We start from the raw sequence: 13,221 nt of genomic DNA, 5'->3' as shown, positions 1-13,221 counted from the left end.
GGCGGAGTCCGGTGGGGCTTTTTTCGTGTCATTCATGCGGGTGATGAAACATCGGCGCGAGGCTCTTCGGTCTTGCCAGTCGGCTGGCGGCTTCGCGCGATCCCGGCAACCATGGTGATGAAGCACCGTCTTCATGGAGCGCTCGCTAAACGGCCCTGGCCGCTGCGTCGCTCGCTGGCGGCTGGGTTTTCCGCTTCTGGCCATTGCCCGATCGCGCCCGATCGGTCAACACTGCCGGCCTGCAAAACAGGAAACGGATCATGCCCAGACTGCTCTATGCGTCGTCTTCTCCCTACAGTTCCAAGGTACGAATGGCGGCAGCCTATGCCGGCATCGCTGTCGATCTGGTGCCGATCAAGACCGAGGAGAAGCCGGCCGACTTGATGATCGCCAACCCGCTCGGCAAGATTCCGGTTCTGGTGCTCGACGACGGTCGTTCCATCCATGACAGTCGCGCCATCACCCAGCATCTCAACCGTTTGTCGAAGAGTGCGCTTTTTCCACGCAATCCCGACAAGCGGCTCGAGGCGGAAGTGCTGGAGGCATTGGCCGACGGCATTTGCGACTGTGCGCTGTCGATGGTCTATGAACGGCGCACGCGGCCTGAGGAGATGGTCTATCAGCCCTGGCTCGATCGCCAGTGGGCGAAGATCACGGCGGCACTCGACCTGCTCAACGCCAACCCGCCGAAGCTGCCGAAAAAGATCGCCGCCGGCCAGATGGCGCTGCGCGCCTGCCTTGGCTATCTCGCGCTGCGCTTTGCCGGGAAATGGGAGAAGGGTCGCGCCCGGCTGACGCGGTGGGCGGCACGCTTCGACGAGAAGTTTCCAGAACTGAAGCCCTGCATTCCCGGTTGACCGCCCATTACCCGAATAGATTTACCCGGAAATCACGCAAGCATAAAAAAAGCCGGGCGCGAGGCCCGGCTTTTTCGTGTCGTGGCTTGAACGACTTAGAACTTCATACCGACGCCGAAGGTGACGCGGTTGTCGGTGGCCTTGACCTTGCCGATGCCATCGAAGCTCTTGCTGCCGAAGTCGGTGTAACGATACTCGACGCGACCGAAGACATTGTCGGTCAGCTTGATGTCGGTGCCGAGACCAGCGGTCCAGCCGAGCAACGTGGCGCGGTCCGAACCGTATACGTCGTCTTCGACCTTCAGGCTTCTTCCGGCGAGACCGCCGGTGCCATAGAGCAGGATTTCCGGGGTCACGGCATAGCCGAGACGGGCTCGCAACGAACCCTCGAAGCCGGCCTTGGAATTGACGCCAGAATCGTCGCCCTTGACGCCGTTGTAGCCGAGTTCGGCTTCAGCGCCGTAGACGAAGTTCTCTTGCTGCCACTGATAGCCGCCGAAGACGCTGCCGACGAAGCCCTTGGTGCCGACGTCAACATTGTCAACACCCAGATCCTTTTCCTTGGTATGGCCGCTGAAGCCATAGCCGACGTTGAGACCGGCGTAGGGGCCGGCCCACGAAGCGACGGGAAGTTCAGCGATCGGCGCAGGTGCCGGCGGCTCTTCCGAAACCACGTCAGCAGCATAGGCAGTTCCGCTGAGGGCGAAGAGCCCGAGCGCAACGGCCAGCGGCCGTGCGAATTTGAGATTGGCTTGCATTGTTGTTTACTCCTTAAGCCACAGGACACAGGCTTGTTTCTCACGATCGCCATCGACCCGTCCGGGGGGTGAAACGGATCTGGCGTTCGTCGGTTCCAAATGTCGTGTCAAAATGCGGCTGAAGCGAACCTGAACTTGGGTCATTCCCCGGCGCAAATGAGGCAGAACCTTGACGTTGCATCTTCGCAACAGCGAAATGGCAGGAACCATCCCGTGCTGCGCTGCACACCGCTTGGTGCAAGGACTCCAGCACCCTATATTGCGGTCGGGCACGCCTGAGTCCAGGGCGGGCCAAGATGCCCAAACGGCCGTTTCGCCACAATGCTGCCCAAGGTGCGAACACCATTTAACGCATGCCGGGCCATATTTCGCCGGCACTGCTTTTTCGGGCCGAAATTGAGGATTGACACCATATGAGCAAAGCCACTGTCACGGCGCTGGTGACGGGCGGGGCCAGGCGGATCGGCAGGGCGATCGTCGAGGATCTCGCCGCGCACGGTTTTGCCGTCGCCATCCATTGCAACCGCTCGCGCAGCGAGGCCGATGCGTTGGCTGCAGAAATCATCGCCGGAGGTGGCCGCGCCGCAGTGGTCGCCGCCGACCTGACCGATATGGACGTCATCGATGACCTTATCGGCGAGGCGCAAGCAGCGCTAGGGCCGCTCTCGCTGCTGGTCAACAACGCGTCGCTGTTCGAGGACGATTCGGTTCTCGATTTCGACTGGCGGGCCTGGGACCGGCACTTTGCCGTCCATGTGAAAGCGCCCGCGCTCCTGGCGCAGAATTTCGCCCGGGCGCTACCGGCAGGGCGGGAGGGCCTGATCGTCAACATGATAGACCAGCGCGTCTGGCGGCCGACGCCGCGCTACTTCTCCTATGCACTGTCCAAATCGACGCTGTGGACAGCCACCCAGATGATGGCGCAAGCGCTCGGTCCCCGCGTCCGCGTCAATGCCATCGGCCCGGGGCCGACATTGAAGAACGCGCGTCAGGAGGACAGCGATTTTGCAGCCCAAGTCGATGGCTTGATCCTCAAGCGCGGCCCGGAATTGCCGGAATTCGGCGCCACAATCCGCTATCTCTGGGAAGCGCGCTCGGTCACCGGCCAGATGATCGCGCTTGATGGCGGCCAGCATCTTGCGTGGCAGACGCCCGATGTGACAGGCATGACGGAATGAGTCCTGTAGACCACAAAAGCAAGCCGCGCGGCGGCACCGACGATCTGCCTCCCGATATCGACCTCGAGGACGAGGCGGTCGAGGAGATGGTTGAAACCGTCGGTCCCGATGTCGCCTTCACCGCCATCGACTGGACGCCGCATGCCGGCGACGCGGAAGGCATGATCGGTGCCGAGGTGATCCAGACGCTGGTCAAGCGGCTGCCCAACGCGCCCGGCGTCTACCGCATGATGAACGCTGCCGGCGATGTGCTCTATGTCGGCAAGGCACGCAGCCTGAAGAAGCGCGTCACCAACTACGCGCAAGGCCGTTTCCACACCACCCGCATCGGCCGCATGGTGCGCGAGACGTCGACGATGGAGTTCGTCGTCACCCGCACCGAGATCGAAGCGCTGCTGCTCGAAGCCAATCTTATCAAGCGCTTGCGGCCGCGATTCAACGTCCTGATGCGCGACGACAAGTCGTTTCCCTATATCCTCTTGACCGGCGACCATGTCTCGCCGGGCATCTACAAGCATCGCGGCGCGCGCTCGCGCAAAGGCGATTATTTCGGTCCCTTTGCTTCGGCCGGTGCCGTTGGCCGCACCATCAACTCGCTGCAGCGCGCCTTTCTGCTGCGCAGTTGCACCAACTCGTTCTACGAGAACCGCACGCGGCCATGCCTGCTTTATCAGATCAAGCGCTGCGCCGGTCCCTGCACCGGCGAGGTCTCGCACCAGGACTATGCCGAGCTGGTCAATGAGGCGAAGGACTTCTTGTCCGGCCGCAGCCAGAAGGTGAAGACGGAAATCTCGGCCGCCATGCAGCAGGCGTCGGAAGCTCTCGATTTCGAGCGCGCCGCGATCTATCGCGACCGGTTGGCGGCCCTGTCGCATGTGCAGAGCCACCAGGGCATCAATCCGGCGACCGTCGACGAAGCCGATGTCTTCGCCATCCATCAGGAAGGCGGCCAGGTCTGCATCCAGGTGTTCTTCTTCCGCACCGGCCAGAACTGGGGCAACCGCGCCTATTTCCCCAAGGCCGATCCGGCGTTGGAAGCAGCCGAGGTGCTGGGCTCGTTCCTGGCGCAGTTCTATGACGACAAGCCGACGCCGCGGAACATTCTTCTGTCGCATGGCGTCGAGGATCAGGAATTGCTGGCCGAGGCGCTCTCCACCCGCGCCGGCCGCAAGGTCGCAATCTCCGTGCCGCAGCGCGGCGAGAAGAAGGACCTGACCGACAACGCTTTGCAGAATGCCCGCGAAGCGCTCGGACGCCGGCTGGCTGAAACCTCCACCCAGGGACGCCTGCTTGCCGGTTTCGCCGAGACATTCGGCCTGCCGAAGCCGCCAGTGCGCATCGAGGTCTACGACAATTCGCACATCATGGGCACCAATGCCGTCGGCGCCATGGTCGTTGCCGGACCGGAGGGGTTCGTGAAGAACCAGTACCGGAAATTCAACATCCGCTCGACCGAGATCACGCCTGGCGACGATTTCGGCATGATGCGCGAGGTGATGGAACGGCGGTTTTCGCGGTTGCTCAAGGAGCATGGCGATGTCCCGGCTGGGGATGCAGCCGACGGTTCGGCAGACGATATGGAGGACGATATCTCCGGCAGCTTCCCGGCCTGGCCCGATGTCATCCTGATCGACGGTGGCCAGGGCCAGATGACCGCAGTGCGCAAGATCCTTTCGGATCTCGGCATCGAGGACCGCGTGGTTGCCATCGGCATCGCCAAGGGCCAGGACCGCGATGCCGGCCGCGAGCGGTTCTTCGTCAAAGGCAGGGACTCGTTTTCGCTACCGGTCCGCGACCCCGTGCTCTATTTCGTCCAGCGGCTGCGCGATGAGGTTCACCGTTTCGCGATCGGCTCGCATCGGGCTCGCCGCAAGAAGGAAATGGTCAAGAGCCCACTTGATGAGATCAGCGGCATCGGTCCCGGCCGCAAGCGGGCATTGCTGCTGGCATTCGGCACCGCCAAGGCGGTCAGCCGCGCGGCCATCGAGGATCTGCGGAAAGTCGACGGGATTTCCGAGCAGGTGGCGAAACTGGTCTACAATCACTTCCACGAGAGTTGAAAAATCTGGCACTTTCATCTGGCCTGTCGAATCTGGCCTGTTGACCCCCCACATTCGCTTCTGATTTGAGTAGGCAGGCAGAAAGAGTTTCCCGGATATGGCCAAGCGCGCGTTCAACCTGCCCAACATGCTCACCTACGCCCGCATCGTCGCGGTGCCGATGGTGGTGCTGTGCTTTTTTCTCGAAGGACATCTGAAGTCGAGCGACTTTGCCCGGTGGTCGGCGCTGATCATCTTCCTGCTCGCCTCGATCACCGATTATCTGGATGGCTATCTGGCGCGCGCCTGGCAACAGACCTCCAACATCGGCAAGATGCTCGACCCGATCGCTGACAAGCTGCTGGTCGCCACCTGCCTGCTGCTGCTGGCTGCGGACACCGATCGCCATGCGGGCATTGCCGGCTGGTCGTTGTGGGCGGCGATCATCATCCTGTGCCGCGAAATCCTCGTCTCGGGCCTGCGCGAATATCTGGCGGCGCTGAAAGTCTCGGTGCCGGTGACGCAGCTGGCAAAATGGAAGACCGCCATCCAGATGGTCGCCATAGCGTTCCTCTTGGCCGGACCGGCCGGCGACAAGATCTTTCCGCTGACCACCCAGACCGGGCTGGTGCTGCTGTGGATCGCGGCGTTGGTCACACTCTACACCGGCTACGACTATTTCCGCGCCGGCCTCAAGCACATCATGGACGAGTGAGATGACGACCCGGCTCATCTATTTTGCCTGGGTGCGCGAGCGCATCGGCATGCCCGAGGAAGACGTCGACTTGCCGGCTGGCATCGAGACGGTCGCCGATCTCCTGCGCTGGCTGAAATCGCGCGGCGAGGGCTACGAGCACGCGCTGCAATATCCTGACGTCATCCGTGTCGCTATCAACCAGGAGCATGTCGAGCACCGCGAGAAGATCGCGGGCGCCCGCGAAATCGCGCTGTTCCCGCCGATGACCGGGGGCTGACATGGCCGGCGCGGTCTTACCTGTCGTGCGCATTCAGCGCCAAGATTTTGACGTCGCGGCCGAAATCGCCAGACTGACGCAAGGCCGCGCCGATATCGGCGCCGTGGTGAGCTTCTCAGGCCTTTGCCGCGACGAGCAGGGCGCGCTCTCAGCGCTCGAGCTCGAACACTATCCCGGTATGGCCGAAGCAGAAATCGCCCGCATCGCTGCTGAAGCGGTCGAGCGTTGGCCGTTGCAGGGGCTCACCGCCATCCACCGCCACGGGAAGATCGCGCCCGGCGAGAACATCGTGCTGGTGGTGGCAGCCTCCGCGCACCGCCATGCGGCGTTCGAGGCGGCGAATTTTCTCATGGACTATCTCAAATCGCGCGCGCCCTTCTGGAAGAAGGAGCATCGGGCTGACGGCTCGGAGGGTGGCTGGGTTGAGGCCAAGGAAGCCGATGCAACGGCCGCGCAACGCTGGAAAGCGTCCGAATAAGATCCGCCGCAGCCATGCATTGACCGCAATCCTTTGGCCAATTGGCGGAATTGGTCAGCCTGGGCATTGGCAACCCGTGGCATTGGCAGCCCAGGGCATTGGCAGCCCGGGGTGAGGGAGATGGTCATGCTGGACAGGATCGCGGAGTTCTTCATCTTCGGTTTCGTGCCTCTGGTCGTCGGCATATTGGCCGTTCCTGAGCAGTCTGTTGCCGCCGAAAAGGCAGTGAGAGGCGAAGTGATCTATCGCGAGCGCATTGCCTTGCCGCCCAGTGCCGTGCTCTCTGTGCAACTTGCCGATGTGTCGCTGGCCGATGCGCCGGCCACCATTATCGGCGAGCAGAAAGTGAAGCCGACCGGCCAGGTGCCGATCAGCTTCGAGATCAAATTCGACCCTTCCGTCATCCGGTCGCAGATGACTTACGCGTTGCAAGCCCGCATCACCGTCGACGACAAGCTCCTGTTCATCTCCGATATGCGCCATCAGGTCGATCCGCTGACCGACGTGCCGCAGACCATCATGCTGAAGATGGTCGCCCCAAACGCCGAGCCGACGGTTTCGGTCTTCGACCAGCTCTGGCTGGTCGACTATGTCGACGGCATCGGCGTCATCGCTGCCCCGCAAGCGACATTCAGGGTCAGCGAGGCCGGCAAGGCGGGCGGCAGCGGCCCCTGCAACACCTATTTCGCCACCGCCAAGGTCAATGGGCAAACGATCGTGATCGGAGACATCGGTTCGACCTACAAGGCCTGTGCGCCAGAGGTGATGGCCGAGGAAAAGGCGCTGTTCGATGCGCTGGCCAAGGCGGCGTCATACCGTGTCGAGGCCGGCAAGCTCATCATATCAGGCAAGGATGGCCGCGAGATCCTGCGCTTTAGCGCGGCGAGCTGACCCCCAACGAAAAAGGCCGGCGAAACGCCGGCCTTCTTTTTACGGAATCCAAGGTCTGGATCGTCGGCTCAGCCGACGATCTCGGTGTCCGAGAACCAGTACTTGATCTCTTCTGCCGCGGTCTCCGGTGCGTCGGAGCCGTGCACGGAGTTTTCGCCGATCGACAGCGCATGAACCTTGCGGATGGTGCCTTCGGCGGCGTTGGCCGGGTTCGTGGCGCCCATCACTTCGCGGTTCCTGGCAATGGCGTTCTCGCCTTCCAGCACCTGGACGACGGTCGGTGCCGACGACATGAATTCAACCAATTCGCCGAAGAAAGGACGGTCCTTGTGGACGGCATAGAAGCCTTCCGCTTCGCGGCGGCTCATCCAGACCCGGCGCGAGGCGATGACGCGCAGGCCTGCCTCTTCCAGCATCCTGGTGATGGCGCCGGTGAGATTGCGCCGGGTTGCGTCCGGCTTGATCATGGAAAATGTGCGTTCGAGCGCCATGGGTCGTCCTTGTCTGAGAATGGAATTGAGAGTGGCGGGCTCTATACAAGCCGCCCGGCCCATTGCCAAGGGCCCCCGATCAGACGGCTGCACAGCAACGCTTTGCTTGCTATAGTCGCGTGCCGGCGCCGCGCTGAGGTCGGGCCGTATGGAGACAACATGACCATGACAGACGATCGTCAGGAACGCATTCGCAACCGTGCGCACCAGATCTGGCTGCAAGAGGGCCAGCCGGCTGGACATCATGAGCGCCATTGGCATCAGGCGGCGGCGGATGTCGACCAGGAGGACGCCACGGACAAGTCGGCAGCCAAAAAGCCAACCAAGAAGGCAGCTGGCGCCGCCAAGCCAAAAGCCGCCCCCAAGGAGGCAAAGGCTGCCACGAAGGCCGGCAAGCCAAAGAAGGCGGCCAAGTAAGTTACTGCTTTACGGCGTCAAGCCGCGGCGGCCACCTTTCGCCCCAGCCCGCCATGCAGGTCGAGGCAGCGGGCGAACCACTGCGCCACCACGTCGCCGTCGTTGAGCAATTGGTAGGGCGAGGCTATGCGCGCCCATTGCAAGGCGCCGAAGACGATATAGTCGCCAAACAGCGGCGCCGCGCCGCCGATGAACGGCTGATAGAAGAGCATCGAGCGCAATGGCTCCAGCGAGGCTCTGAAAGTGTCGAGCCCGGCCTCCCTGGCGGCCGTCACCTCCTCCAGCCTCTTGCCAAGACGCTGCTCCCGGCTCTGGCGGAAATAGACGGCGTTTTCCGCGTCCTGCATGGCATGAAGGTCCATGATGGCCGCGGTGGTCACGTAGGGATGAATGGTCACTTGCGACCAGCGTTCGATGAAGCGCGCCATCGCCTCGCCGCCTTCACCGCCAAACAGCGTCGGCCGGTCCGGATAGGCTTCATCGAGATAGAGCGCGATGGCGAAGGAATCCGCGAGGACTGTCTCGCCGTCGCGGATCACCGGAACGGTTTTCGAAACGCCGCCCTCGACAGCGGGCACCTCGAGAAAGCGCGTCGGTACGGTTGATATGTCGAGCCCCTTATGGGCAAGCGCCATCGCCACCTTCCAGCAATGCGGGCTGAACGGACGTGTGCTGTCGCGTCCGACGAGATCATAAAGCAGAATGGTCATTGGCGGCGGCTCCCGTGCGGGTTAGGTAGGCCCCGCATCGACGCGAGCCGAGGGAAGCCATGAGACAGCATTTCATGATGTTTGCGGCCTATAATCAATGGGCCAACGGTCGCATCTATGATGCCGCCGCCGAACTCGATGATGAGGAATTCAACCGCGATGTCGGCGCCTTCTTCGGCTCGATGATGGGCACGCTCAACCACCTTTTGACTGCCGACCGCATCTGGATGAAGCGCTTCACCGGGGAGGGCGACGCGCCGACGACACTGGACGCTATCCTGCATCGGGGGTTGACCGGCCTGCGGGCGGCGCGTGAAGCCGAGGACAGGCGGATCATCGATTGGGTCGGCGGCCTCAATGACAAGGCGTTGACGGGCCGGTTCACCTACATGACCGTCTCGGACATGCGCACCGTCTCGCAAAGGCTGGCGCCGGCGCTGGACCATGTCTTCAACCACCAGACCCACCATCGCGGCCAGGCGCATACGATCTTGACCATCCTGGGACGGCCAAGCCTGGGGTTGGACCTGATGCTTTTCCAGCGGACCGAGGAGGGCAGGGCTTTCGCCTGATCGGTGGCGTTGGCGTAGCCAGTCCGAAGGTTGTGCCGACCATCGCTGCATTTTGTGCTGCAGCATCGTCTTTGCATCAGTAGGCACCGGATGGATTCAGGCAGCCGTCGAAGCCTCGCCCCTGATTTCGTTGTCCAACTGGGACTGGGTCAGGGCCGCTTCCGCCATTACCCACTGCTTGAACAACTGGACCTTGCGTGCGGCAAGGCCTTTCAGCGGAGAGACAAAATACCAGCCAGCCGTGTTCGGATGATGGACGGCGAAGGGAGCCACCAGCCTTTCGGCGCGGATGTCGCTGGCCATATAGGCACGGTTGGCCACCGCAAAGCCCATCCCGGAATTGGCTGCCTCGTAGGACATCATGCACGAGTCGAAATAGATGCTCTTGGTCTCGCTGAGCACGAAGCTGGCGCCGGCGAAACCAAGCCAGGACTGCCAATTCTGGGTGCAGGTGTCGGAATGCAGCAGGGTGAAGTGCTTGAGGTCGTCCGGTGTCACCTTCGACAGCCGCTTGTCGCCGAGGACTTCGTGGAACAGCTTGCGGCTGCACACCGGTGTCAGGTCTTCGCGAAACAGCAGATCGGATTGCAGCCCGTGAAAGTGACCGTCGCCATAACGGATTTCGAGATCGAATTCCGAGGCCGTGAGCTCATGCGTCGCGTAGGAGGTTGAGACCCGCATCACGATATCGGGATATTGCTGCTGGAACAGCGGCAGGCGCGGAAACAGCCAGCGTGCCGCAAAGGTCGGCAGCACCGATATTTTTAGCACATGCTCCTGCGATTGCCCGGTCGCTTCCATGCTGGCGGCGACGATTCGCTCCAGCGCCTCGCGAACGCGCGAGACATAGGTCTCGCCCTCCGGCGTCAACGACACCGCATTGCCGCCGCGCTGGAAAATCTTGAAACGAAGCTGATCCTCCAGGCTTTTCACGCGCTGGCTGACCGCTGAAGCGGTAATAAACTGTTCTTCACCGGCGCGCGTGAAATTACCGTGCCTTGCAGCACTTTCCACGATTTTCAGCGAATTGAGGTTGACCTGACTGAGCAGACGCACGGTTTCGACCTTAAGCTTGGCTTACACTAGCACCAGCATTCCTAATTTTACAGGGGTGGGTGAATTAATCGACTGTTTACCAAGTGTTGCCCCCATCCTGGAGAAGTACAATGAACGCCCATACCATTCCCGAACTGCGTTATGCGATGAGCCGCGAAGCCATTATCGGCCATGAAACCGCCTGGAAAGTGTCGAGTTTCGGTGTCGCGCAATATCTGCACGGCTATGACCCGGCACTGCTTGCCGCGATCGAGGAGGCTGCCCTGAAGCTCAAGGCCAGCCATGCCGTGCACAAGCACCTCGATCTGACCTTCATCACCGGGGCCGACCGTTTCATCCCCGAGATCAGGGAATTGCTGCATGACAAGCTGCGCCTGGAGCGGCTGTCCGACATGATGGGCACCAAGCTGGAGCCCTATCCGCTGTCGATCGTCGGCTCGACGGTCACCTTCATGAATCCCAGGGACGGCGCCGTGGAGTGGCATTGCGATGGCGTTCCGGTCACCGAGCTCATTCCGCTGTCGATCAGCAATCCGCTGGTCGGCGGCCACCTCGAAATCTATTGCGACGACTCCGAAACCGGCCGCGCCATTCTCGAATCCGGCCGCGAGATCCCGCGCAACAGTGTCATGCGCATCGATCACAAGATGAACTACGCGACGCTCGGCCAGTTCCTGGGCGTCCTGCATCGCACCGCGCCGATCCGGTTCGGCGAGCGCGTCACGCTGGTGCTCAACCAGCGCTCGGTGGCCAAACCCTATGTCGACGACAACAGAATGTTCTATCTCGCCGCCGACAATGACCACGACCGTGAGTGGGTCAGCGAACTGGCCGAAGATGTCTGGACCAACCAGCTCCCGGCCTACCGTCGGTTCGAGGCGGAGCATCCCGTGCCCGCCGCCGTCGATGCTCCGGTTCCGGGCGGAGCCAGGGAATCATGGTAGTGAACCATGATCCCGAAAAGTCGGAACCAGTTTTCGGACAGGATCATGGTCGAACAGCAAAATAGAATCCCATGCCGATTGTTTCGGCAGGGATCCGGCTCGATATCCGCGTTGGTCTTCGCTGCCGGTGCGGTGGCGTTGTGGTCCACCAATGCCCTGGTCGGCAAATCCCTGCTGGCCGGCCACCCGGTGTCGCAGGTCCAGTTCCTGCAATTTGCAGGCGCTGCACTCGTCTTCGCCGCCATCCGATTGATGAGCCGGGCCATCCGATTGATGAGCCGGGAAAGAGTAGCACCGGTCACGGCCGGGGCGGCGTTCATCTCTCTCGCGGTCGGCTTCATCGGTCTGGTCGGCACCATGGTGCTGCAATACATCGCCTTCGCTTCGATGCCGGTGATCGAGGCCAATCTGGTCGCCTACACCTGGCCGTTGATGGTCGCGGCGGCAGTCATTGCCTTGGAAAATCCGCGGCGTCCGGCACTGTTGGGTCTCGCCGCGGTGGTAGGCTTCATCGGCGTCGCACTGGTGATTTCGGGAGGGCGCAACCAATCCTGGTTCGAGGGCGATCTGGTCGGATATCTCGCCGCATTCGGGTCGGCGCTGTGCATGGCCTTATATTCGATCATGGTGGGACGGGTCGCCACCCCAGCCGATCGCCTGTTGCTGCCGTCATCGTTGATCGGCGTCGCTTTGACGTTTCTGTGGTGCGCTCGCGACGGTTTCACCTGGCCCATCGGCGCGGACCTGGCTCTCGGCCTTTATCTCGGCGCCGGTCCGATGGGCTTGGGCTACTATTTCTGGTCGCGCGCCTTGAAGCTTGAAGGCAGCGGCAGGGTCGCGGTGGTCGCCTATCTCACGCCGATCGCCTCGACCCTGCTTTTGACCTTGTCCGGCGAACGGCTGACGCTGACGGCCATTGTCGGAGCCATCCTCGTCATCGGCAGTTGTGTCGCGGTCGGTGTGGAACGTTCGGAGGCCGAAAGCCATGTTTGACGAGAATGAGCGTCTGGCCATTCAGGAAGCGCATTGGCTGATCGACGAATTCGGCGCCGAGGCGCCGCTTTACGCCGCGATGAGGGCCGAAAAGGCGATAGAACAAAAGGATTTCGCGCGCTGCGCCCGCTGGAAGCGTATTCTGGAGATATTGGACGAAAGTCCTGCCGCTAAGTCTGCTGGTTCCAAGTATTAGATTTTCTAATTTGCACGGCGTCGATTTCGCATGAATGCTATTTTGGCCGATTCTTCATTCTTTTATGAGACTTGGCGGTCCGTTGGGGGACGCGGTTAAAGAGATACATCGACACAAGTCTTCGCTGGGGTGGAGGATTTTGTCGCAAATAAGGTGAAAGAATTGTCAAATATCGATGATAAGACCGTTATCGAGCTGACGGCCGATATTGTCTCGGCCTATGTAGGCAACAATCCCCTTCCGGCTTCCGGCCTGCCTGAGTTGATTGCCAGCGTCAGTGCTTCGGTTCGCAAGCTCGCTGGTGCAGTTGTCGCGGAAACACCAAACCTGGTTCCGGCAGTCAATCCGAAGAAGTCGGTATTTCCCGACTACATCATCTGCCTTGAGGACGGAAAGAAGTTCAAGTCGCTCAAGCGGCACCTGCGGACCGACTACGGCCTGAGCCCGGACGACTATCGGGCCAAATGGGGCTTGCCGCCGGACTATCCGATGGTTGCGCCGAACTACTCGGCGACGCGATCGGCGCTGGCAAAGTCGACGGGACTTGGCCGCAAGCCGGCAGCAGCGCCGGCCGCTGTCGCCAAGGCAACGAAGCGCAAGGCGACTGCCTGAGAGCAGGCAAGCCACCGTTCGGCTGCTTTGACGGCGCCCTCGCGGGCGTCGTTTC

At 61.7% G+C, this 13,221-nt stretch carries 17 protein-coding genes; 13 read left to right on the top strand and 4 right to left on the bottom strand.

Going from position 1 to position 13,221, the window contains the following annotated elements:
* The first annotated feature begins 260 nt into the window (after nucleotides 1-260).
* Complete coding sequence (locus tag EN955_RS21485) at nucleotides 261-857, top strand: glutathione S-transferase family protein (RefSeq protein WP_024504296.1); 597 nt, start codon at nucleotides 261-263, stop codon at nucleotides 855-857.
* 95 nt (nucleotides 858-952) lie between these two features.
* Here the strand turns inward: EN955_RS21485 and EN955_RS21480 are convergent, their stop codons facing one another.
* Complete coding sequence (locus tag EN955_RS21480; protein WP_013532483.1) at nucleotides 953-1,615, bottom strand: outer membrane protein; 663 nt, start codon at nucleotides 1,613-1,615, stop codon at nucleotides 953-955.
* 413 nt (nucleotides 1,616-2,028) lie between these two features.
* Here EN955_RS21480 and EN955_RS21475 point away from each other — a divergent pair, with 413 nt between their 5' ends.
* The 6 genes from EN955_RS21475 to EN955_RS21450 all read left to right on the top strand — a co-directional run bounded on the left by EN955_RS21475 (nucleotide 2,029) and on the right by EN955_RS21450 (nucleotide 7,175).
* Nucleotides 2,029-2,793 (top strand): SDR family oxidoreductase, encoded by a 765-nt coding sequence (locus EN955_RS21475; RefSeq protein ID WP_024504295.1) that lies wholly within the window; start codon nucleotides 2,029-2,031, stop codon nucleotides 2,791-2,793.
* Nucleotides 2,790-4,853, top strand: coding sequence for an excinuclease ABC subunit UvrC (gene uvrC / locus EN955_RS21470; RefSeq protein WP_024504294.1), 2,064 nt, complete (start codon nucleotides 2,790-2,792; stop codon nucleotides 4,851-4,853). Before EN955_RS21475 ends, uvrC begins: the two co-directional genes overlap by 4 nt.
* A gap of 97 nt (nucleotides 4,854-4,950) precedes the next feature.
* Nucleotides 4,951-5,547, top strand: a complete 597-nt coding sequence (pgsA, locus tag EN955_RS21465; RefSeq protein ID WP_013532480.1) for a CDP-diacylglycerol--glycerol-3-phosphate 3-phosphatidyltransferase — start codon at nucleotides 4,951-4,953, stop codon at nucleotides 5,545-5,547.
* Nucleotide 5,548: 1 nt separating this feature from the next.
* Nucleotides 5,549-5,806, top strand: coding sequence for a molybdopterin converting factor subunit 1 (moaD, locus tag EN955_RS21460; protein ID WP_013532479.1), 258 nt, complete (start codon nucleotides 5,549-5,551; stop codon nucleotides 5,804-5,806).
* A 1-nt stretch (nucleotide 5,807) separates the two neighbouring features.
* Nucleotides 5,808-6,284, top strand: coding sequence for a molybdenum cofactor biosynthesis protein MoaE (locus EN955_RS21455; RefSeq protein WP_024504293.1), 477 nt, complete (start codon nucleotides 5,808-5,810; stop codon nucleotides 6,282-6,284).
* Between the two features lie 126 nt (nucleotides 6,285-6,410).
* Nucleotides 6,411-7,175, top strand: coding sequence for a YbaY family lipoprotein (locus EN955_RS21450; RefSeq protein WP_013532477.1), 765 nt, complete (start codon nucleotides 6,411-6,413; stop codon nucleotides 7,173-7,175).
* A 68-nt stretch (nucleotides 7,176-7,243) separates the two neighbouring features.
* Here the strand turns inward: EN955_RS21450 and ndk are convergent, their stop codons facing one another.
* Complete coding sequence (ndk, locus tag EN955_RS21445; protein ID WP_013532476.1) at nucleotides 7,244-7,666, bottom strand: nucleoside-diphosphate kinase; 423 nt, start codon at nucleotides 7,664-7,666, stop codon at nucleotides 7,244-7,246.
* A gap of 159 nt (nucleotides 7,667-7,825) precedes the next feature.
* Here ndk and EN955_RS21440 point away from each other — a divergent pair, with 159 nt between their 5' ends.
* Complete coding sequence (locus EN955_RS21440) at nucleotides 7,826-8,083, top strand: DUF2934 domain-containing protein (protein ID WP_013532475.1); 258 nt, start codon at nucleotides 7,826-7,828, stop codon at nucleotides 8,081-8,083.
* Nucleotides 8,084-8,100: 17 nt separating this feature from the next.
* Here EN955_RS21440 and EN955_RS21435 read toward each other — a convergent pair whose 3' ends face one another.
* A complete protein-coding gene (locus EN955_RS21435) occupies nucleotides 8,101-8,793 on the bottom strand; it encodes a glutathione S-transferase family protein (protein WP_024504292.1) in 693 nt (230 codons plus the stop codon).
* Nucleotides 8,794-8,852: 59 nt separating this feature from the next.
* Between EN955_RS21435 and EN955_RS21430 the strand changes: the two genes are divergently transcribed.
* Complete coding sequence (locus tag EN955_RS21430) at nucleotides 8,853-9,365, top strand: DinB family protein (RefSeq protein ID WP_013532473.1); 513 nt, start codon at nucleotides 8,853-8,855, stop codon at nucleotides 9,363-9,365.
* 96 nt (nucleotides 9,366-9,461) lie between these two features.
* Here EN955_RS21430 and EN955_RS21425 read toward each other — a convergent pair whose 3' ends face one another.
* Nucleotides 9,462-10,421: a LysR substrate-binding domain-containing protein gene (locus EN955_RS21425; protein ID WP_024504291.1), complete on the bottom strand. Its 960-nt coding sequence runs from the start codon at nucleotides 10,419-10,421 to the stop codon at nucleotides 9,462-9,464.
* Between the two features lie 110 nt (nucleotides 10,422-10,531).
* Between EN955_RS21425 and EN955_RS34860 the strand changes: the two genes are divergently transcribed.
* The 4 genes from EN955_RS34860 to EN955_RS21400 all read left to right on the top strand — a co-directional run bounded on the left by EN955_RS34860 (nucleotide 10,532) and on the right by EN955_RS21400 (nucleotide 13,166).
* The gene (locus EN955_RS34860) at nucleotides 10,532-11,365 is read left to right on the top strand and encodes a hypothetical protein (protein WP_024504290.1); all 834 of its coding nucleotides are present in this window, start codon (nucleotides 10,532-10,534) and stop codon (nucleotides 11,363-11,365) included.
* Nucleotides 11,366-11,410: 45 nt separating this feature from the next.
* The gene (locus tag EN955_RS21410) at nucleotides 11,411-12,358 is read left to right on the top strand and encodes a DMT family transporter (RefSeq protein WP_024504289.1); all 948 of its coding nucleotides are present in this window, start codon (nucleotides 11,411-11,413) and stop codon (nucleotides 12,356-12,358) included.
* Nucleotides 12,351-12,554 carry a hypothetical protein gene (locus EN955_RS21405; protein WP_024504288.1) on the top strand — a complete coding sequence of 68 codons (204 nt, stop codon included), beginning with the start codon at nucleotides 12,351-12,353 and terminating at the stop codon, nucleotides 12,552-12,554. The genes EN955_RS21410 and EN955_RS21405 overlap by 8 nt, the downstream gene beginning before the upstream one ends.
* A gap of 162 nt (nucleotides 12,555-12,716) precedes the next feature.
* On the top strand, nucleotides 12,717-13,166 hold the full coding sequence (locus EN955_RS21400; RefSeq protein ID WP_013532467.1) for a MucR family transcriptional regulator: 450 nt from the start codon (nucleotides 12,717-12,719) through the stop codon (nucleotides 13,164-13,166).
* Nucleotides 13,167-13,221 lie beyond the last annotated feature (55 nt).

The organism is Mesorhizobium sp. M7A.F.Ca.CA.001.04.2.1 (genome assembly GCF_003998485.1).
Lineage (GTDB): Bacteria > Pseudomonadota > Alphaproteobacteria > Rhizobiales > Rhizobiaceae > Mesorhizobium > Mesorhizobium ciceri.
This window is presented reverse-complemented; position numbering and strand designations above follow the sequence as displayed.

What these genes read in the sequence shown, in the direction of transcription:
- EN955_RS21485 (WP_024504296.1), top strand. Translation starts at nt 261, where the DNA reads ATGCCCAGACTGCTCTATGCGTCGTCTTCTCCCTACAGTTCCAAGGTA.
- EN955_RS21480 (WP_013532483.1), bottom strand. Translation starts at nt 1,615, where the DNA reads ATGCAAGCCAATCTCAAATTCGCACGGCCGCTGGCCGTTGCGCTCGGG.
- EN955_RS21475 (WP_024504295.1), top strand. Translation starts at nt 2,029, where the DNA reads ATGAGCAAAGCCACTGTCACGGCGCTGGTGACGGGCGGGGCCAGGCGG.
- uvrC (WP_024504294.1), top strand. Translation starts at nt 2,790, where the DNA reads ATGAGTCCTGTAGACCACAAAAGCAAGCCGCGCGGCGGCACCGACGAT.
- pgsA (WP_013532480.1), top strand. Translation starts at nt 4,951, where the DNA reads ATGGCCAAGCGCGCGTTCAACCTGCCCAACATGCTCACCTACGCCCGC.
- moaD (WP_013532479.1), top strand. Translation starts at nt 5,549, where the DNA reads ATGACGACCCGGCTCATCTATTTTGCCTGGGTGCGCGAGCGCATCGGC.
- EN955_RS21455 (WP_024504293.1), top strand. Translation starts at nt 5,808, where the DNA reads ATGGCCGGCGCGGTCTTACCTGTCGTGCGCATTCAGCGCCAAGATTTT.
- EN955_RS21450 (WP_013532477.1), top strand. Translation starts at nt 6,411, where the DNA reads ATGCTGGACAGGATCGCGGAGTTCTTCATCTTCGGTTTCGTGCCTCTG.
- ndk (WP_013532476.1), bottom strand. Translation starts at nt 7,666, where the DNA reads ATGGCGCTCGAACGCACATTTTCCATGATCAAGCCGGACGCAACCCGG.
- EN955_RS21440 (WP_013532475.1), top strand. Translation starts at nt 7,826, where the DNA reads ATGACCATGACAGACGATCGTCAGGAACGCATTCGCAACCGTGCGCAC.
- EN955_RS21435 (WP_024504292.1), bottom strand. Translation starts at nt 8,793, where the DNA reads ATGACCATTCTGCTTTATGATCTCGTCGGACGCGACAGCACACGTCCG.
- EN955_RS21430 (WP_013532473.1), top strand. Translation starts at nt 8,853, where the DNA reads ATGAGACAGCATTTCATGATGTTTGCGGCCTATAATCAATGGGCCAAC.
- EN955_RS34860 (WP_024504290.1), top strand. Translation starts at nt 10,532, where the DNA reads ATGAACGCCCATACCATTCCCGAACTGCGTTATGCGATGAGCCGCGAA.
- EN955_RS21410 (WP_024504289.1), top strand. Translation starts at nt 11,411, where the DNA reads ATGGTCGAACAGCAAAATAGAATCCCATGCCGATTGTTTCGGCAGGGA.
- EN955_RS21405 (WP_024504288.1), top strand. Translation starts at nt 12,351, where the DNA reads ATGTTTGACGAGAATGAGCGTCTGGCCATTCAGGAAGCGCATTGGCTG.